The sequence below is a fragment of the Paenibacillus melissococcoides genome (assembly GCA_944800085.1).
Taxonomy (GTDB): domain Bacteria; phylum Bacillota; class Bacilli; order Paenibacillales; family Paenibacillaceae; genus Paenibacillus_B; species Paenibacillus_B melissococcoides.
Genome location: CALYLO010000019.1, coordinates 37,797 through 56,255, shown reverse-complemented (window position 1 = coordinate 56,255; position 18,459 = coordinate 37,797). Strand labels below are relative to the sequence as shown.

Here is an 18,459-nt window from a genome sequence, read left to right as displayed (position 1 = left end):
GACCGGGATAGAGCATCACAGAGGCTAGCGCATCTTAGCCAATGAACAAGCAGCACTTTGAATGCAGAGGAAGGAGGGTGGAAGTTGACGGGACATTATTATAGTCACCGGCCGGATACGCCGCATGATCGGCAATATTGGAAGGCGGAGCTGCGCGGGCATACGCTGCAGTTCGTGTCGGATGCCGGCGTGTTCTCGAAGGGCGGCGTTGACTTCGGAAGCCGCGTGCTGATTGAGAACATGGACATTCCGGACGGCGCGCAGGTGCTTGACGTCGGCTGCGGCTACGGTCCGATCGGAATGGCGGCGGCCAAGCTCGCTCCACAGGGGCATGTGACGATGGTGGATGTGAATGAACGGGCCTTGGAGCTGGCCCGGGAAAATGCGAAGCGCAACGGCATAACCAATGTGACGGTGCTGAAAAGCGACGGATTGGACGGCATCGGCTCGTCAACCTTCGATGTCATTTTGACGAACCCGCCGATACGAGCCGGCAAAGAAGTCGTGCACCGGATTTTTGAACAATCACACGGTCATTTGAATGCTAGAGGAGCGCTGTGGATCGTGATTCAGAAGAAGCAGGGAGCGCCTTCCGCGGAAGCCAAGCTTCGGGAGCTGTTCGGCGAGGAGCAAGTGGAACTGGCAGCCAAAGAGAAGGGGTACCGCATCTATCGGGCTGTCAAAGAATAGTTTAAATTCGAAGTTGACTCGACATGCACATTATGGTATTATTATAAAATGTCAGTATTAGGATGGCCTTCATGTCTTTACATGACCAAAATGTCAAGCTTTTTTTTGAAAAGACGAATACATTTTCGTGAAATGAAGTATAATGTTTACATTTTGGGCAAGTCTATCGGATATGAAGGATGTTCTACAACAGGAAACGACGGCACGGAGAAACGGCGTCCATCGGAAAAGGCGTTTTATCGTGAACGTACGTTTTTCTTTTTGTTTGTTCAACCCATTTTCTCGTTTTCAGAGTCTCTTTCGTGGACTTTATTATAAAGGATATCGAAAAGGATTCGCAATCCAATTTTTGTGAGTAGACATGAGGGGTGAGTTAAAGTTGGCAGGACATCTTGTTCAGTATGGTCGACGCACTCGGCGCAGCTACGCGCGCATCAAAGAGGTACTCGAAGTCCCGAACTTGATTGAAATCCAACAGAAATCGTACGAATGGTTTTTGGACGAAGGACTGCGTGAGATGTTCCAAGACATTTCGCCGATTCAGGATTTCACGGGTAACTTGGTTCTGGAGTTTATCGATTACAGCTTGGGCGAGCCTAAGTATTCGGTCGATGAATCGAAGGAACGCGATGTAACGTATGCAGCACCGCTCCGGGTCAAAGTGCGTCTCCTCAATAAAGAGACCGGAGAAGTCAAAGAGCAAGAAGTGTTTATGGGTGATTTCCCGCTCATGACGGAGACAGGCACGTTCATCATCAACGGTGCGGAACGTGTTATTGTCAGCCAGTTGGTTCGCTCCCCAAGTGTCTATTTCAGTACGAAAGTCGACAAGAACGGGAAGAAGACATATACGGCAACCGTCATCCCGAACCGCGGCGCATGGCTTGAGCTGGAGACGGACGCCAAGGATATCATCTATGTCCGCATTGACCGCACGCGCAAGATTCCGGTCACCGTCCTTCTTCGCGCCTTGGGCTTCGGTACGGACGAGCAGATTCTGGAGCTGCTCGGCCAGGATGAATACATCCGGAACACCCTGGACAAAGACAATACCGATTCTACGGAAAAAGCGCTGATTGAAATCTATGAGCGCCTGCGTCCGGGTGAACCGCCGACATTGGACAATGCGAGAAGCTTGCTCATCGCACGCTTCTTCGATCCTAAACGTTATGATCTGGCCAACGTGGGCCGGTACAAGATTAATAAAAAGCTTCATATCAAGAACCGTCTCTTCAACCAGCGCCTCGCCGAGACGCTGTTCGATGCGGAGACGGGCGAGATCGTGGCCGAAGCAGGGCAGATGATCGACCGCCGCTTGCTGGATGAGATCATGCCGCGCCTGGAGAGCGGCGTCGGCTTCAAGACGTATCATGTCGCAGGCGGAGTGCTGGAATCGGATGATATTCCGATGCAGGTCATCAGCGTGTTCTCGCCGCTGGAGGAAGGCAAGGTCATCAAGGTTATCTCCAACGGCAACATCGACAAATCGGTGAAGAACATTACGCCGGCCGATATCATCTCCTCGATCAACTATTTCATCAACCTGCTGCACGGCATCGGCAGCACGGATGATATCGATCATCTGGGCAACCGCCGTCTCCGTTCGGTCGGCGAATTGCTGCAGAACCAGTTCCGCATCGGTCTGTCCCGGATGGAACGCGTCGTCCGCGAACGGATGTCGATTCAGGATGCGAGCGTCATTACGCCGCAAGCGCTGATTAACATCCGTCCGGTCATCGCCTCGATCAAGGAGTTCTTCGGCAGCTCGCAGCTGTCCCAGTTCATGGACCAGACGAACCCGCTGGCGGAATTGACGCACAAGCGCCGTCTGTCCGCGCTCGGACCGGGCGGTCTGACGCGGGAACGCGCCGGCTTCGAAGTCCGCGACGTTCACCACTCCCACTATGGACGGATGTGTCCGATCGAGACGCCGGAAGGTCCGAACATCGGTCTGATCAACTCCTTGTCCACCTTCGCTCGCGTCAACGAGTACGGCTTCATCGAAGCTCCGTATCGTTGGGTCGATCCGAAGACCGGCAAGGTCACGGAACAGATTGATTACATGACGGCGGATGAGGAAGACAACTATGTCATCGCCCAGGCGAACGCGCTGCTGAATGAAGACGGCTCGTTCCAGGACGATATGGTTATCGTCCGCTACAATAAGCAGTCCGACAATATTTTGACGATGCCGAGCGAACGCGTCGACTATATGGACGTCTCGCCGAAGCAGGTCGTGTCGGTTGCGACCGCGCTCATTCCGTTCCTCGAGAACGACGACTCCAACCGTGCGCTGATGGGTTCCAACATGCAGCGGCAAGCGGTGCCTCTGCTGGTGCCGGAAGCGCCGTTCGTCGGAACCGGAATGGAGCACAAGTCCGCGAAGGATTCCGGTGTCTGCATCGTGTCCAAAGTGGACGGCGTCGTGGAGCGCGTTACGGCGAACGAGATTCAAGTCCGCCGCATTGAAATGATTGACGGCAAAGAGGTCAAGGGCGACCTCGTCAAATATAAATTGCAAAAATTCATGCGTTCCAACCAAGGAACGTGCATCAACCAGCGTCCGATCGCGAAGAAAGGCGATATCGTCAAGAAGGGCGATATTTTGGCGGACGGTCCGTCCACGGAGGTGGGCGAACTGGCGCTGGGACGCAACGTCGTCGTGGCCTTCATGACTTGGGAAGGCTACAACTACGAGGACGCGATTCTGCTGTCCGAGAAATTGGTCAAAGAAGACGTCTACACTTCGATTCATATTGAAGAATACGAGTCGGAAGCCCGCGACACGAAGCTGGGGCCGGAAGAGATTACGCGCGATATCCCGAACGTCGGGGAAGAAGCGCTGAAGAATCTCGACGAGCGCGGCATTATCCGTGTCGGCGCCGAGATCAAGGCTGGCGACATTCTCGTCGGTAAAGTAACGCCAAAAGGGGTTACCGAGCTGACGGCGGAAGAGCGTCTCCTGCACGCGATCTTCGGCGAAAAAGCGCGCGAGGTGCGCGACACGTCCCTGCGCGTTCCGCACGGAACCGACGGGATCGTCGTGGACGTGAAGGTGTTCACGCGGGAGAACGGCGATGAGCTGCCTCCAGGCGTCAACCAACTCGTACGTGCTTATATTGCCCAAAAGCGGAAAATATCCGAAGGGGATAAAATGGCGGGACGCCACGGTAACAAAGGGGTCATCGCCCGCATTCTGCCGGAAGAGGATATGCCGTTCCTGCCGGATGGCACGCCGGTTCAAGTCGTATTGAACCCGCTCGGCGTTCCTTCCCGGATGAACATCGGTCAGGTGCTCGAGGTTCACTTGGGCATGGCTGCCCGTTACCTCGGCATGCATATGGCTACGCCGGTCTTCGACGGAGCGACTGAGTACGACGTATTCGACACGATGGAAGAAGCCGGCATGCAGCGCAACGGCAAGACGATCCTGTACGATGGCCGCACAGGCGAGCCGTTCGAGCGTGAAGTTACGGTCGGCGTCATGTACATGATTAAGCTCGCGCACATGGTTGACGACAAGATCCACGCCCGTTCCACAGGTCCATACTCGCTCGTTACGCAGCAGCCGCTCGGCGGTAAAGCCCAGTTCGGCGGACAGCGCTTCGGGGAGATGGAGGTATGGGCGCTTGAAGCTTACGGCGCCGCCTACACGCTGCAAGAGATCCTTACTGTCAAATCCGACGACGTTGTCGGCCGGGTGAAGACATATGAATCGATCGTCAAGGGCGAGAATGTGCCGGAGCCGGGTGTTCCAGAGTCCTTCAAGGTCTTGATCAAAGAGCTGCAAAGCTTGGGTATGGATGTCAAGATTTTGACGGAGAACGAGGAAGAAATCGAAATGCGCGAATTCGACGATGACGATGATATTCCGCAAGACAAGCTGAACCTTGGCATGGATGACGAATACGTGGCGGAATAAGCCGCCGCAACCGCATCAGGACACGTTGGTATCGACGGTGGCCGGAAGCCGCGCTGAATACAGCCGCTGCTGGCCACCGTCAGCCCCTATAGATTGGAACACAGCCTGCCGCTCCTGTGTGAAGTGCAACAGCGGCGAACTCTAGTACAAATTAAGGAGGGTCGCTCCTTGATGGACGTCAATAATTTTGAATATATGAAGATTGGGCTCGCCTCTCCCGACAAGATTCGCTCTTGGTCCCGTGGCGAAGTCAAGAAGCCGGAGACAATCAACTACCGCACGCTCAAGCCGGAAAAAGAAGGCCTGTTCTGCGAGAAGATCTTCGGACCGACGAAAGACTGGGAATGTCACTGCGGCAAGTATAAGCGGGTACGCTACAAAGGCGTCGTCTGTGATCGATGCGGCGTTGAAGTCACCCGCCAGAAAGTGCGCCGCGAACGGATGGGCCATATCGAATTGGCTGCGCCGGTCTCGCATATCTGGTATTTCAAGGGCATTCCGAGCCGGATGGGCTTGGCCCTCGACATGTCGCCCCGCTCGCTGGAAGAGATTATTTACTTCGCCTCCTATGTTGTGACGGATCCGGGCGATACGCCGCTGGAGAAGAAGCAATTGTTGTCGGAGAAGGAATACCGCAGCTACCGCGAGAAGTACGGCCATGCATTCCAGGCCGGCATGGGCGCGGAAGCCGTCAAGAAGCTGCTGCAGGATCTGGACGTGGAAAAAGAGCTGACGATGCTGAAGGAAGAGCTGCGCACGGCTCAAGGCCAACGCCGCAACCGCGCGATCAAGCGTCTGGAAGTCATCGAGGCGTTCCGCAATTCGGGCAATGCGCCGGAATGGATGATCCTCGACGTGCTGCCGGTCATTCCGCCGGAGCTTCGTCCGATGGTCCAATTGGACGGCGGACGCTTCGCGACCTCCGACTTGAACGATCTGTACCGCCGCGTCATCAACCGGAACAACCGCCTCAAGCGGTTGCTCGATCTGGGCGCGCCGGACATCATCGTGCAGAACGAGAAGCGGATGCTGCAGGAAGCCGTCGATGCCCTGATCGACAACGGGCGCCGCGGCCGTCCGGTTACCGGACCGGGGAACCGTCCGCTCAAGTCGCTCAGCCATATGCTCAAAGGGAAGCAGGGCCGCTTCCGTCAGAACCTGCTCGGGAAGCGCGTTGACTATTCCGGACGTTCCGTTATTGTCGTCGGCCCGTATTTGAAGATGTATCAATGCGGTCTGCCGAAGGAAATGGCCCTGGAGCTGTTCAAGCCATTCGTCATGAAGGAGCTCGTGAACAAAGGCTTGGCGCATAACATCAAGAGCGCGAAGCGCAAAGTCGAGCGCGTCAGCCCGGAAGTATGGGACGTCCTTGAAGAAGTGATCCGCGAGCATCCGGTTCTGTTGAACCGCGCTCCTACGCTTCACCGTCTCGGCATCCAGGCGTTCGAGCCGATTCTGGTCGAAGGCCGCGCGATCCGTCTTCACCCGCTCGTCTGTACGGCGTACAACGCCGACTTCGACGGCGACCAGATGGCGGTTCACGTGCCGTTGTCCGCGGAAGCGCAAGCGGAAGCCCGCCTGCTCATGCTGGCGTCCGGCAACATCTTGAACCCGAAAGACGGCAAGCCGGTCGTTACGCCATCTCAGGATATGGTTCTCGGATCGTTCTACCTGACGATGGACAACAAGGAAGCCAAAGGCTCCGGCATGATCTTCGCCTCTGTCAATGAAGCGGTATCCGCCTACCAGCGCGGAACGGCCTCCTTGCATGCGCGCGTCGTCATTCCGGCCAGAGCGCTGAACAAGACCTCGTTCACGGAGAAGCAGCAGCAAGCGCTGCTCGTGACGACGGTGGGACGTATCATTTTCAATGAAATATTCCCGCCGGAATTCCCTTATATCAACGAGCCTACCAAGCGCAACTTGTTCGAGGGAACGCCGGATCTCTACTTTATACACGAAAAAGGCGCGAATATTCAGGAGATTCTCCAGAGCATTCCGCAATCGGGCGCGGTAGGCAAAGACTATCTCGGTCAAATTATTGCCCGCTGCTTCGATATATTCCATACGACGCTTACTTCGGTCATCCTGGACCGCATCAAGCAGATTGGATTCACCTACTCCACCCGCGCGGGGATTACGATCGCGGTGGCGGACGTTATCGTGCCGCAGGAGAAGGCGGAGATTCTCAAGGAGTCCGAAGAGAAGGTCAGAGTGATTACGAATCAATACCGTCGCGGTCTGATTACGAACGACGAGCGGTATGACCGTGTCATCGAGATCTGGTCGGATACGAAGGACCGCATCACGGATATCCTCATGAAATCGATGGATCGCTACAACTCCATCATGCTCATGGTCGATTCCAAGGCGCGGGGTAACAAATCGCAGATTACCCAGCTCGGCGGGATGCGCGGTCTCATGGCCAACCCGTCCGGACGGATTATTGAATTGCCAATCAAATCGAACTTCCGCGAAGGCCTTACTGTCTTGGAGTACTTCATCTCGACGCACGGCGCGCGGAAAGGTCTCGCGGATACCGCGCTTCGTACCGCGGACTCAGGTTACTTGACCCGCCGTCTCGTCGACGTCGCCCAGGACGTGATCGTGCGCGAGGACGATTGCGGCACGGACAAAGGCTTCCTCGTCAGCAATATTTCCGACGGCAAGGAAGTCATCGAGGGCTTGTATGACCGCATCGAGGGACGTTATTCGTTCGAGACGGTGCGTCATCCGGAGACGGGCGAAGTGCTCGTGAACCGGAACGAGCTCATCGATACCGACAAGGCCGAAGCGATCGTCAAGGCCGGCGTGAAGAAGCTGATGATTCGCTCCGTGCTGAGCTGCCGCGCCCGTCACGGCGTCTGCAAAATCTGCTACGGCCGCAACCTGGCGACAGGCAAGCACGTCGAGATCGGAGAGGCGGTCGGCATTATCGCCGCGCAATCGATCGGTGAGCCGGGAACCCAGCTCACGATGCGTACGTTCCATACCGGGGGCGTCGCCGGAGACGATATTACCCAAGGTTTGCCGCGTATCCAGGAGCTGTTCGAGGCGCGCAATCCGAAGGGGCAAGCGATCATTTCCGAGATCGACGGCGTCGTCAAAGAGATCCGCGAAGCGAAGGACCGCCGCGAGGTAGAGGTTCAAGGCGAAGCGGAGACCAAAGTATACTCCGTCACTTACGGCTCCCGCATCCGTGTCACCGAAGGCATGGCCATCGAAGCCGGGGACGAGATTACGGACGGCTCCATCGACCCGAAAGAGATGCTGCGCATCAAAGGTATCCGCGGCGTGCAGAACTATATCCTTCAGGAAGTTCAGCGCGTATACCGGAACCAAGGGGTAGAAATCAACGACAAGCACGTTGAGGTTATGATTAAGCAGATGCTGCGGAAGATCCGCATCGTCGACGCGGGAGACACGACCCTTCTGCCTGGCTCGTACGTCGACCTTCACGAGTACGAAGCAGCGAACAAGGAAGCGATCCTGTCCGGCAAAGAGCCGGCTGTCGCGAAGCCGGTGCTGCTCGGTATCACGAAGGCGTCGCTGGAGACCGATTCCTTCCTGTCGGCCGCATCGTTCCAGGAGACGACACGTGTCCTGACCGACGCCGCCATCAAGGGCAAGGTCGACCAGCTGCTCGGCCTGAAGGAGAATGTCATTATCGGGAAGCTGATCCCGGCGGGCACGGGCATGAACCGCTACCGCAGCGTGAAGCTGATCAACCCGCTGATGGAAGAAGAGACGGAAGAAGCGCTTGACACCGCCGGTGTCGGCGTCGCCGAATAATAGAATCGTGCAACATGCCGCCGGCCGCGCCCGCTAGAGGGACGGCTTGGCGGCATGCTTTCACGGTGCCGTTTTTTGGGCTCTCATTCAACTAAAAATAACTTCTTGACACATGAAATTGAAAGTGCTACTATATCGTAGTGTGCCCAAGGCAATGACCTGTACTTTTGGAGGAACATGATTCATGTCTTATGATAAAGGGTTACAGGATGAGAAGATTAAGATTGGGACCAAGCAGACACTGAAGATAGTAGAGCAAGGCTTAGCCGCCGAAGTATATGTGGCGGAAGACGCCGATGCGCGGGTGACTTCGAGGATTATCACGCTGTGCGAGAGGCAGGGCATCAAGCTGACGTATGTCCAGACGATGCGCGAGCTTGGCAAAGCATGCGGTATCGAGGTCGGCGCGGCTGCAGTGGCTGTCGTCAACACGAGTTCATAAGCAAACCTATTGTTTTTGTCGGGGGAAGTCCTATGGCAAAAACATTTCATTTGTTCATTTATGAACCACCTGGATCTGTGGGCTTAAATGAATGAATTGTAAAAGGTGTTGAAACTTATAGGAAGGGGGTGCCAACATGCCAACAATTAACCAATTGGTACGTAAAGGCCGCAAAGATAAAGTAACAAAATCCAAATCCCCAGCTTTGCAAAAAGGATACAACGCTCTGAAGCGTGAAGAAACGGATTTGAGCGCGCCTCAAAAACGCGGTGTCTGCACTCGTGTAGGTACGATGACACCGAAGAAACCGAACTCCGCACTTCGTAAGTATGCCCGTGTTCGCTTGACGAACCGTGTTGAGGTTACTGCTTACATCGGAGGTATCGGCCACAACCTGCAAGAGCACAGCGTTGTACTCGTGCGCGGGGGCCGGGTTAAGGACCTTCCAGGGGTTCGTTACCACATCGTTCGCGGTGCATTGGATACTGCTGGGGTGAACAACCGCATGCAAGCTCGTTCCAAGTACGGTACGAAGCGTCCGAAAGCGAAGAAATCCTAATCGCGATCACCGGGAGTAGGGTAGGGCAATCTATCTTATTCCGTTACAGAAAGAGACGCTTTCCTCGGGAGAGGAAGACGGACTCGCTTCTGCTTGTGAAGTTATTTGGAAAGGGGGATTCACATGCCACGCAAAGGTCCAGTTCCTAAGCGCGACGTGCTGCCGGATCCGGTGTATAACAGCAAGCTGGTTACTCGCCTGATTAACCGCATCATGATCGACGGAAAACGTGGTGTTGCTCAAACAATTCTATATGATTCTTTCGCGCTCATTCAAGAACGCACGGGGAAAGATCCTATGGAAGTGTTTGAAGCAGCATTGAAGAATATCATGCCGGTCCTTGAAGTTAAGGCTCGCCGTGTCGGCGGTTCGAACTATCAAGTGCCTATCGAAGTGAAGCCGGATCGCCGCACTTCGTTGGGATTGCGCTGGTTGGTCAACTACTCTCGCAACCGCGGAGAGAAGACCATGCAAGAACGTCTGGCAGCAGAGATTATCGATGCTTCCAACAATACTGGCGCTGCTGTTAAGAAGCGCGAAGATACGCATAAAATGGCTGAAGCGAATAAAGCGTATGCTCACTACCGCTGGTAGAATTCAGCTGAGCGGGTCTCGATTATTGAGTTACCTAACCCAATTTGAAGGGAGATCACTCCATGGCAAGACAGTTCTCCTTGGCAAATACGCGTAATATCGGGATTATGGCTCACATCGATGCCGGTAAAACAACGACAACGGAGCGTATTTTGTTCTACACCGGTCGTACCCATAAGATCGGTGAAGTTCATGAAGGTGCCGCAACAATGGACTGGATGGAGCAAGAACAAGAACGCGGTATCACGATTACATCGGCGGCAACGACCGCACAATGGAAAGGTCACCGCGTCAACATTATCGACACTCCGGGCCACGTTGACTTTACGGTAGAGGTGGAGCGTTCCCTTCGCGTATTGGATGGAGCCGTAGGCGTTTTCTCTGCAAAAGAAGGCGTTGAGCCACAATCCGAGACGGTATGGCGTCAAGCTGACCGTTACGGCGTACCTCGTATTGCTTACGTTAACAAAATGGACATCATCGGCGCTGATTACCTCAACGTCATCCAGTCCATGAAAGACCGTCTGCAAGCGAATGCCGTAGCGATTCAATTGCCTATCGGCGCAGAGAATGATTTCGTAGGTATCGTCGATTTGATGACGGAAAAAGCGTACATCTTCAAAGACGATCTCGGAAAAGAAGTGGAAGAGACGGAAATCCCGGCTGAGTTGAAAGACAAAGCCGAAGAACTCCGTCTGGAAATGGTTGAGAAGATTGCAGAGCTCGACGAAGACTTGATGATGAAATACCTCGAAGGCGAAGAGATTTCGGTTCCTGAACTGAAAGCCGCTCTCCGCAAAGGGGTATGCAGCGTTCAAATCTTCCCGGTTGTCTGCGGTTCTTCCTACCGCAACAAAGGTGTTCAAATGATGATCGACGCTGTCGTCGACTACCTGCCGTCTCCGCTGGATGTGCCTGATATCCAAGGTCATCTCGAAGACGGAACGGAAGCGGTTCGTCATTCTTCGGACGAAGAGCCGTTCTCGGCACTGGCGTTCAAGATTATGACAGACCCTTACGTCGGTAAGCTGACATTCTTCCGCGTATACTCCGGCGTATTGAAGTCCGGTTCTTACGTATTGAATGCAACGAAGGGCAAGCGCGAGCGCATCGGCCGTATTTTGCAAATGCACGCGAACAGCCGCGAAGAGATCGAAATCGTCTACTCCGGAGACATCGCAGCTGCTGTTGGCTTGAAAGATACGGGCACAGGCGACACGCTGTGCGACGAGAAAAACCCGATTATTCTGGAATCCATGAACTTCCCTGAGCCGGTTATCCATATTGCCGTCGAGCCGAAGACCAAAGCGGACCAAGACAAACTTGGCGTAGCCTTGGCGAAGCTGACGGAAGAGGATCCAACGCTCCGCGCTCACACGGACGAAGAAACAGGTCAAACGATCCTGGGCGGTATGGGTGAGCTTCACCTTGACGTCATCATCGACCGTATGCGCCGCGAGTTCAAGGTAGAAACGAATATCGGTAACCCGCAAGTTGCTTATCGCGAAACATTCCGTACACCGGCACGGGTTGAAGGTAAGTTCGTGCGTCAGTCCGGTGGTCGCGGTCAATACGGTCACGTATGGATCGAGTTCGAACCACAAGAGCCAGGCGCAGGATTTGCATTCGAGAACAAGATCGTCGGTGGGGTTGTACCGCGCGAATACATTGCACCGGTACAAGCGGGAATCGAAGAAGCGATGCAGAACGGTGTCTTGGCCGGTTATCCGCTCGTAGACATCAAAGCAACGATTGTCGACGGTTCTTACCACGATGTCGACTCCAGTGAAATGGCGTTTAAGATTGCCGGTTCCATGGCGCTTAAAGCAGCGAAGGACAAGTGTAATCCTGTTCTTCTCGAGCCAATCATGAAGGTCGAAGTTACCGTTCCGGAAGAGTACATGGGCGACGTAATGGGTATGCTGAACTCCCGTCGCGGCCGCATCGAAGGTATGGATTCCCGTGCAGGCGCACAGATTATCCGTGCCAAGGTGCCTCTCGCAGAGATGTTCGGATATTCCACAACGCTTCGTTCCGGTACGCAAGGCCGCGGTGTATTCTCGATGGAACTCTCTCACTATGAAGAAGTTCCACGGAATATCTCGGAAGAGATCATTTCGAAGAGCAAAGGCGTCTAATTCGCCGACCTGATGTTTGCAACGGCTGGCGCACATGATACGTCGTGTGCCCGCCGCAACATACTTATTCCACTTATTAAGGAGGAACTGTTTCCAATGGCAAAGGCTAAGTTTGAACGTACGAAACCGCACGTTAACATCGGTACGATCGGTCACGTTGACCATGGTAAAACGACGTTGACAGCTGCAATCACGTCAGTATTGACGAAAAAGTATGGCGGTGGCGAGGCAATCGCCTTCGAGAATATCGACAAAGCTCCAGAAGAGCGCGAGCGCGGTATCACAATCTCTACGTCCCACGTTGAGTATGAGTCCGCTAATCGTCACTATGCACACGTAGACTGCCCAGGTCACGCCGACTACGTTAAGAACATGATCACGGGTGCTGCGCAAATGGACGGCGCGATTCTCGTCGTATCCGCAGCTGACGGCCCAATGCCGCAAACTCGTGAGCACATCCTGCTCTCCCGCCAAGTAGGCGTACCTTACATCGTCGTATTCATGAACAAATGCGACATGGTTGAAGACGAAGAGTTGCTCGAACTGGTAGAAATGGAAATTCGCGACCTTCTGAGCGAATACGAATTCCCAGGCGACGACACTCCAATCATTCGCGGTTCTGCGCGTGAAGCGCTGCAAAACCCAGACGGTCCTTGGGCTGACAAAATCGTCGAGCTGTTCGAGCAAATCGACTCTTACATCCCGACTCCAGAGCGCGACACTGACAAGCCATTCCTGATGCCTGTCGAGGACGTATTCTCCATCACAGGCCGCGGTACGGTTGCTACTGGCCGTGTTGAGCGCGGTACGGTTAAAGTCGGCGACGAGATCGAAATCGTTGGTATCCAAGAAGAAACGAAAAAATCCGTTGTTACGGGCGTTGAAATGTTCCGTAAGCTTCTGGATTCCGCTCAAGCGGGCGACAACATCGGTGCATTGCTCCGCGGTGTTGACCGTAAAGAAATCGAGCGCGGTCAAGTATTGGCTAAGCCAGGCTCCGTTAAGCCGCACACTGAGTTCACTGCTCAAGTGTACGTATTGACGAAAGAAGAAGGTGGCCGTCATAAGCCTTTCTTCACTGGCTACCGTCCACAATTCTACTTCCGTACAACGGACGTAACAGGTATCATTGAACTGCCAGAAGGCACTGAAATGGTTATGCCTGGCGACAACATCACCGTTACTGTAAAACTGATCGCTCCTATCGCGATCGAAGAAGGTACTCGCTTCGCTATCCGCGAAGGTGGCCGTACAGTAGGTGCAGGTGCGGTTGCATCCATCATTAAATAATGAACTGCCGGCGCGAGCCGGCGGTCCCGGCCCTTCACTCTTCGGAGTGAAGGGCTTTTTCAGTGCGGGCGGCCGAACCTTTCAGGAGAAGCTGAAGGGAAGCGTCGCGCAATTGAGCGTGGAGCTGGCCCGCTTGACGGCCGGCACGAATGAGACGATTCAGCTGTTCATGCGCAAAGGACTGGAGATGAAGGACAAAATCGTCCTGACCGCACAATCGGCTGCTCAGACGCAGGAGAAGGCGCACAGAGGGATGGAGCGAATCGTTCAATTTTCGGACGGGATCAGGCTATCGATCACAATGCGCAGGAGATGCATGCTCAGATCACGGAATTGAAGAAGGCATCGCTCCGTATCCGTTCGATTGTAGGCGCCGTGAAGGAGATTGCCGACCAGACGGGGCTGCTGGCCCCTAAATGCCTCCATCGAGGCCGCAAGGGCGGGGGGCGCAGGGCGCCGGATTTGCCATTGTGGCGAAGGAAGTAAGCAAGCCCGGCTTCAGCAGAGAGGCTGAATGAGACCGCGCTTGAGTTGTAATTGAATCTCGGCAACAAGTCTATCTATTATATAGGGGAAAATGAATAGATTGAACGGGGAAATCGGCATATGCGGAACCCGTTAAGACCCGAAGCTTATGCTGTTTTGGCGTCTCAAGCATGGATACGAAAACAGTTATGAAAAAAGCTTGCAAAAGCCGGGACATTTATTTATAATAGTGAATGTTGTTCGTCGACGTTGCGATGAAGTGAGAGGTTACCGACACACCCGGCCCCTTTGCCATGGCGGTGCGGTCGGAAAATTTTCACGGAGTATGTCCGATGCAAAATTGGGCGATAAAAGGAGGGACTAAAATGGCAAAGCAAAAAATTCGTATCCGCTTGAAAGCATACGATCACAGAATTCTTGACCAATCCGCTGAGAAAATCGTTGAGACGGCAAAACGTTCCGGTGCAGGAGTATCCGGGCCAATCCCGTTGCCAACGGAGAAGCAAGTTATCACGATTCTTCGTGCGGTGCACAAGTACAAGGATTCCCGCGAGCAGTTCGAAATGCGCACGCACAAGCGCCTGATCGACATCGTGAATCCAACGCCGCAAACGGTGGATGCGCTGATGCGTCTGGACTTGCCGTCCGGTGTAGATATCGAAATTAAGCTGTAAGCTTTGCATTACATTGATTCGGATTAAGGAACGAAAAGAGGTGTCAACATGAAAGGTATCTTAGGTAAAAAGCTCGGCATGACTCAAGTGTTTACCGCTGAAGGTAACGTTGTGCCGGTAACTGTTATCGAAGCAGGTCCTTGCGTCGTTCTTCAGAAGAAAGACGCAGAGAACGACGGTTATGAAGCTATCCAAATCGGCTATGCTGATAAAAAGGAAAAGAGATCGACGAAGCCGGAAGTCGGCCACGCGAAGAAAGCTAACACAACGCCTAAGCGCTACGTAAAAGAACTTCGTGGTGTGGATCTTTCTCAATATGAAGTTGGCCAGGAGCTGAAGGCCGACATCTTTGCAGAAGGTGAGTTCGTTGACGTTACAGGTATCTCCAAAGGTAAAGGATTCGCAGGCGTAATCAAGCGCTGGGGACAAAGCCGCGGACCAATGGCTCACGGTTCCCGTTATCACCGCGGCCCTGGTTCCATGGGTTCCATTCAAGCGAACCGCGTGCCTAAAGGCAAACGCCTTCCAGGCCACATGGGAAGCGAAACCGTAACGATTCAAAACCTCGAGGTTGTGAAAGTGGATGCAGAACGCAATGTCATCCTCGTAAAAGGTTCCATTCCGGGTCCGAAAAACAGCTTCGTTAACGTAAAACAAGCAATTAAAAAGTAATCCGTAAGGAAAGGAGGAGCTCAGAATGCCAAAAGTAGCAGTATACAACATCAGCGGTGCGCAAGTCGGCGAGATCGAACTGGCTGACACGGTATTCGGTATCGAACCGAACAAGCACGTGCTTCATGATGCGGTTGTTATGCAGCTTGCATCGATGCGTCAAGGTACGCACAAAGTGAAAACCCGTTCTGAAGTTAGCGGTGGTGGCCGCAAGCCTTGGAAACAAAAAGGAACTGGACGCGCGCGTCAAGGGTCCATTCGTTCGCCACAATGGAAAGGCGGCGGTACGGTATTCGGTCCTACGCCACGCAGCTATGCGTATAAGCTTCCTAAGAAAGTTCGCCGTCTGGCAATCAAATCCGCGCTGTCTTCCAAAGTTCTGGCAGAGCAAATCATCGTATTGGATCAATTGACGATGAATGCGCCGAAGACGAAGGAATTCGCTGCAATCTTGAACAATCTGAAAGTGGACCGCAAAGCGTTGGTCGTTGTGCCTGAGTACAATGACAATGTGGCACTCTCCGCTCGCAACATTCCTTCTGTGAAGCTCGTTGCGGCTGACGGCGTGAACGTATATGACGTTCTTCGCCATGAGAAGCTCATCATTACGAAGGATGCGGTTCAGAAGGTAGAGGAGGTGTTCGCGTAATGAAAGACCCTCGCGATATCATTAAGCGTCCTATCATCACTGAACGCACAGCCGACATGATGAACGACCTGAAATATGTATTTGAAGTCGATATCCGTGCGAATAAGACGGAAATCAAGCAAGCCGTTGAGTCGATTTTCAAAGTGAAAGTAGCGAACGTGAACACGCTTCGCGTACCAGCCAAGCCGAAGCGCTATGGCCGCTACTCCGGATATACAACCGAATGGAAGAAAGCATTCGTCACGCTGGCGAAAGACAGCAAGCCGCTTGAATTCTTCGAGACGGTATAATGACACACTCGTACAAGTAAGGAGGGAAAACCAGTGCCTATCAAAAAGTACAAACCGACATCTCCGGCTCGTCGCGGCATGAGCGTATCTACGTTCGAAGAGATAACAACGAATGTGCCAGAGAAGTCCCTGCTCGCTCCATTGAGCAAAAAAGCAGGACGCAACAACCAAGGTAAAATCACGGTTCGTCACCACGGCGGCGGACATAAGCGTAAATACCGGATCATCGATTTCAAACGCAACAAGGATGGCATTCCAGGCCGCGTTGCTACGATTGAGTACGATCCGAACCGTACGTCCAACATCGCGTTGATTCACTATGCAGACGGTGAGAAGCGTTACATCATCGCGCCAAAAGGCCTGAAAGTGAACGATGTGATCGTATCCGGTCCTGGAGCCGACATCAAGACAGGCAATGCAATGCCGCTTGAGAACATTCCAGTAGGTACAGTTATCCACAACATCGAGCTGAAGCCAGGCAAGGGCGGCCAATTGGTTCGCGCAGCCGGTACGGAAGCTCAATTGCTCGGTAAAGAAGATAAATACGTTACGATTCGCCTGTCCTCTGGCGAAGTTCGCAAGGTCCTCAAAGTGTGCCGCGCGACTATCGGCTCCGTAGGCAACGGCGACCATGAGCTTATCAAAATCGGTAAAGCCGGCCGCAGCCGCTGGTTGGGCAAACGTCCTACCGTCCGCGGTGTCGTCATGAACCCGGTTGATCACCCTCACGGTGGTGGTGAAGGTAAAGCTCCTATCGGCCGCAAAACGCCTATGTCTCCATGGGGCAAACCGACGCTCGGTTACAAAACGCGTAAAAAAGGTAAGCATTCCGATAAATATATCGTACGTCATCGCACGAAATAATATTTACCCGACTGCATACTCTGCGGCGTAACGCACGCAAGCATAAGGTTTTGTGAAGGGAGGATTCACACATGGGTCGCAGTTTGAAAAAAGGACCATTCGTCGATGGTCATTTGATGAAAAAAGTCGAGCAAATGAACGAGTCCAACAAGAAGGCTGTCGTTAAGACTTGGTCGCGCCGCTCCACGATTTTCCCTCAATTCATCGGTCATACGTTCGGTGTCTATGATGGACGCAAGCACGTGCCAGTGTACGTGACGGAAGATATGGTCGGACACAAGCTCGGCGAATTCGCGCCGACGCGCACGTACAAAGGCCACACGAACGACGACAAAAAAACTAGACGCTAATTTTGACTATATAGCATTTGAGGGGAGGTACTTCCATGCAAGCGAAGGCACATGCGAATAATGTTCGCATTTCTCCGCGCAAGGTCAAGCTGGTGATTGACTTGATCCGCGGCAAGCAAGTGGGCGAAGCGATCGCGATTCTGCGCCACACGCCTAAATCGGCATCTCCGGTAGTGGAGAAGCTGCTCAACTCGGCGATTGCCAATGCAGAACACAACTATCAAATGGACGTGAACAAGCTCGTAGTCGAGCAAGTGTACGTGAACCAAGGTCCTACTTTGAAACGATTCCGTCCGCGCGCTATGGGACGTGCAAGCCGTATCAATAAGAGAACCAGCCACATTTCTATCGTGGTATCTGAAAAATAAGGAGGGATAACGAGTGGGTCAAAAGGTAAATCCAGTCGGACTTCGAGTTGGTATCATCCGCGATTGGGAATCCAAATGGTACGCGGAAAAAGACTTCGGTACCTTGCTTATCGAAGACGTAAAGATTCGTGAGTATTTGAAAAACAAATTGAAGGATGCAGCCGTATCCCGCATCGAAATCGAACGCGCGGCTAACCGCGTGAACGTGACGATCCACACTGCCAAGCCGGGCATGGTCATCGGTAAAGGCGGTTCCGAAGTTGAAGCCCTTCGTCGCGAAGTAACAGCTATCGCCGGCGGCAAAAAAGTGCACATCAACATTTCGGAAATCAAAACTCCAGACCTAGATGCAATCCTCGTCGCTGAGAGCATTGCACAACAACTGGAGCGCCGCGTATCGTTCCGTCGCGCTCTGAAACAAGCGCTCCAACGCTCGATGCGTGCCGGTGCAAAAGGAATCAAAACTGCAGTTAGCGGTCGTCTGGGCGGTGCTGAAATCGCTCGTTCGGAAGGTTACAGCGAAGGGACTGTGCCACTTCATACGCTTCGCGCTGACATTGACTACGGCACAGCCGAAGCGCATACTACTTACGGTCGTCTGGGCGTAAAAGTATGGATCTATCGTGGAGAGGTACTTCCTACGGCTAAGAAAAAGGCTGCTCAGGAAGGAGGCAACTAA

General features: G+C 53.5%; 17 protein-coding genes. All 17 read left to right on the top strand.

Going from position 1 to position 18,459, the window contains the following annotated elements; translation table 11 throughout:
• Positions 1-84 precede the first annotated feature (84 nt).
• The 17 genes from OCY70_RS35030 (at position 85) to rpsC (ending at position 18,459) form a co-directional block, all read left to right on the top strand.
• A complete protein-coding gene (locus tag OCY70_RS35030; protein ID WP_213428365.1) occupies positions 85-690 on the top strand; it encodes a class I SAM-dependent methyltransferase in 606 nt (201 codons plus the stop codon).
• Positions 691-1,069: 379 nt separating this feature from the next.
• Positions 1,070-4,612, top strand: a complete 3,543-nt coding sequence (gene rpoB / locus OCY70_RS35025) for a DNA-directed RNA polymerase subunit beta (RefSeq protein WP_213428366.1) — start codon at positions 1,070-1,072, stop codon at positions 4,610-4,612.
• A 168-nt stretch (positions 4,613-4,780) separates the two neighbouring features.
• Positions 4,781-8,404, top strand: coding sequence for a DNA-directed RNA polymerase subunit beta' (gene rpoC / locus OCY70_RS35020; protein WP_213428367.1), 3,624 nt, complete (start codon positions 4,781-4,783; stop codon positions 8,402-8,404).
• A gap of 184 nt (positions 8,405-8,588) precedes the next feature.
• Positions 8,589-8,846 carry a ribosomal L7Ae/L30e/S12e/Gadd45 family protein gene (locus OCY70_RS35015; RefSeq protein ID WP_213428368.1) on the top strand — a complete coding sequence of 86 codons (258 nt, stop codon included), beginning with the start codon at positions 8,589-8,591 and terminating at the stop codon, positions 8,844-8,846.
• A 136-nt stretch (positions 8,847-8,982) separates the two neighbouring features.
• On the top strand, positions 8,983-9,405 hold the full coding sequence (gene rpsL / locus OCY70_RS35010; RefSeq protein ID WP_143802307.1) for a 30S ribosomal protein S12: 423 nt from the start codon (positions 8,983-8,985) through the stop codon (positions 9,403-9,405).
• A gap of 123 nt (positions 9,406-9,528) precedes the next feature.
• Positions 9,529-9,999, top strand: a complete 471-nt coding sequence (gene rpsG / locus OCY70_RS35005; RefSeq protein ID WP_006284340.1) for a 30S ribosomal protein S7 — start codon at positions 9,529-9,531, stop codon at positions 9,997-9,999.
• 62 nt (positions 10,000-10,061) lie between these two features.
• The gene (gene fusA / locus OCY70_RS35000) at positions 10,062-12,137 is read left to right on the top strand and encodes an elongation factor G (protein WP_213428369.1); all 2,076 of its coding nucleotides are present in this window, start codon (positions 10,062-10,064) and stop codon (positions 12,135-12,137) included.
• Between the two features lie 96 nt (positions 12,138-12,233).
• Positions 12,234-13,427, top strand: a complete 1,194-nt coding sequence (gene tuf / locus OCY70_RS34995; protein ID WP_213428370.1) for an elongation factor Tu — start codon at positions 12,234-12,236, stop codon at positions 13,425-13,427.
• Complete coding sequence (locus OCY70_RS34990) at positions 13,408-13,764, top strand: hypothetical protein (protein WP_213428371.1); 357 nt, start codon at positions 13,408-13,410, stop codon at positions 13,762-13,764. Before tuf ends, OCY70_RS34990 begins: the two co-directional genes overlap by 20 nt.
• Before the next feature lie 514 nt (positions 13,765-14,278).
• Positions 14,279-14,587, top strand: coding sequence for a 30S ribosomal protein S10 (rpsJ, locus tag OCY70_RS34985; protein ID WP_006676490.1), 309 nt, complete (start codon positions 14,279-14,281; stop codon positions 14,585-14,587).
• A gap of 48 nt (positions 14,588-14,635) precedes the next feature.
• Positions 14,636-15,259, top strand: coding sequence for a 50S ribosomal protein L3 (gene rplC, locus OCY70_RS34980; RefSeq protein ID WP_213428372.1), 624 nt, complete (start codon positions 14,636-14,638; stop codon positions 15,257-15,259).
• A 25-nt stretch (positions 15,260-15,284) separates the two neighbouring features.
• A complete protein-coding gene (gene rplD / locus OCY70_RS34975) occupies positions 15,285-15,908 on the top strand; it encodes a 50S ribosomal protein L4 (RefSeq protein WP_006676492.1) in 624 nt (207 codons plus the stop codon).
• Positions 15,908-16,198 carry a 50S ribosomal protein L23 gene (gene rplW / locus OCY70_RS34970; RefSeq protein WP_006676493.1) on the top strand — a complete coding sequence of 97 codons (291 nt, stop codon included), beginning with the start codon at positions 15,908-15,910 and terminating at the stop codon, positions 16,196-16,198. Before rplD ends, rplW begins: the two co-directional genes overlap by 1 nt.
• Before the next feature lie 33 nt (positions 16,199-16,231).
• Positions 16,232-17,062 carry a 50S ribosomal protein L2 gene (gene rplB / locus OCY70_RS34965; RefSeq protein WP_168182394.1) on the top strand — a complete coding sequence of 277 codons (831 nt, stop codon included), beginning with the start codon at positions 16,232-16,234 and terminating at the stop codon, positions 17,060-17,062.
• Between the two features lie 71 nt (positions 17,063-17,133).
• Complete coding sequence (rpsS, locus tag OCY70_RS34960) at positions 17,134-17,412, top strand: 30S ribosomal protein S19 (RefSeq protein ID WP_006284347.1); 279 nt, start codon at positions 17,134-17,136, stop codon at positions 17,410-17,412.
• A 35-nt stretch (positions 17,413-17,447) separates the two neighbouring features.
• Positions 17,448-17,780 carry a 50S ribosomal protein L22 gene (gene rplV, locus OCY70_RS34955; RefSeq protein WP_006676495.1) on the top strand — a complete coding sequence of 111 codons (333 nt, stop codon included), beginning with the start codon at positions 17,448-17,450 and terminating at the stop codon, positions 17,778-17,780.
• 13 nt (positions 17,781-17,793) lie between these two features.
• Positions 17,794-18,459: a 30S ribosomal protein S3 gene (gene rpsC / locus OCY70_RS34950; RefSeq protein WP_168182393.1), complete on the top strand. Its 666-nt coding sequence runs from the start codon at positions 17,794-17,796 to the stop codon at positions 18,457-18,459.

Excerpts from the sequence above, each read along its gene's own strand:
- OCY70_RS35015 (WP_213428368.1), top strand. The coding sequence starts at position 8,589 with ATGTCTTATGATAAAGGGTTACAGGATGAGAAGATTAAGATTGGGACC.
- rpsL (WP_143802307.1), top strand. The coding sequence starts at position 8,983 with ATGCCAACAATTAACCAATTGGTACGTAAAGGCCGCAAAGATAAAGTA.
- rpsG (WP_006284340.1), top strand. The coding sequence starts at position 9,529 with ATGCCACGCAAAGGTCCAGTTCCTAAGCGCGACGTGCTGCCGGATCCG.
- fusA (WP_213428369.1), top strand. The coding sequence starts at position 10,062 with ATGGCAAGACAGTTCTCCTTGGCAAATACGCGTAATATCGGGATTATG.
- tuf (WP_213428370.1), top strand. The coding sequence starts at position 12,234 with ATGGCAAAGGCTAAGTTTGAACGTACGAAACCGCACGTTAACATCGGT.
- rpsJ (WP_006676490.1), top strand. The coding sequence starts at position 14,279 with ATGGCAAAGCAAAAAATTCGTATCCGCTTGAAAGCATACGATCACAGA.
- rplC (WP_213428372.1), top strand. The coding sequence starts at position 14,636 with ATGAAAGGTATCTTAGGTAAAAAGCTCGGCATGACTCAAGTGTTTACC.
- rplD (WP_006676492.1), top strand. The coding sequence starts at position 15,285 with ATGCCAAAAGTAGCAGTATACAACATCAGCGGTGCGCAAGTCGGCGAG.
- rplW (WP_006676493.1), top strand. The coding sequence starts at position 15,908 with ATGAAAGACCCTCGCGATATCATTAAGCGTCCTATCATCACTGAACGC.
- rpsS (WP_006284347.1), top strand. The coding sequence starts at position 17,134 with ATGGGTCGCAGTTTGAAAAAAGGACCATTCGTCGATGGTCATTTGATG.
- rplV (WP_006676495.1), top strand. The coding sequence starts at position 17,448 with ATGCAAGCGAAGGCACATGCGAATAATGTTCGCATTTCTCCGCGCAAG.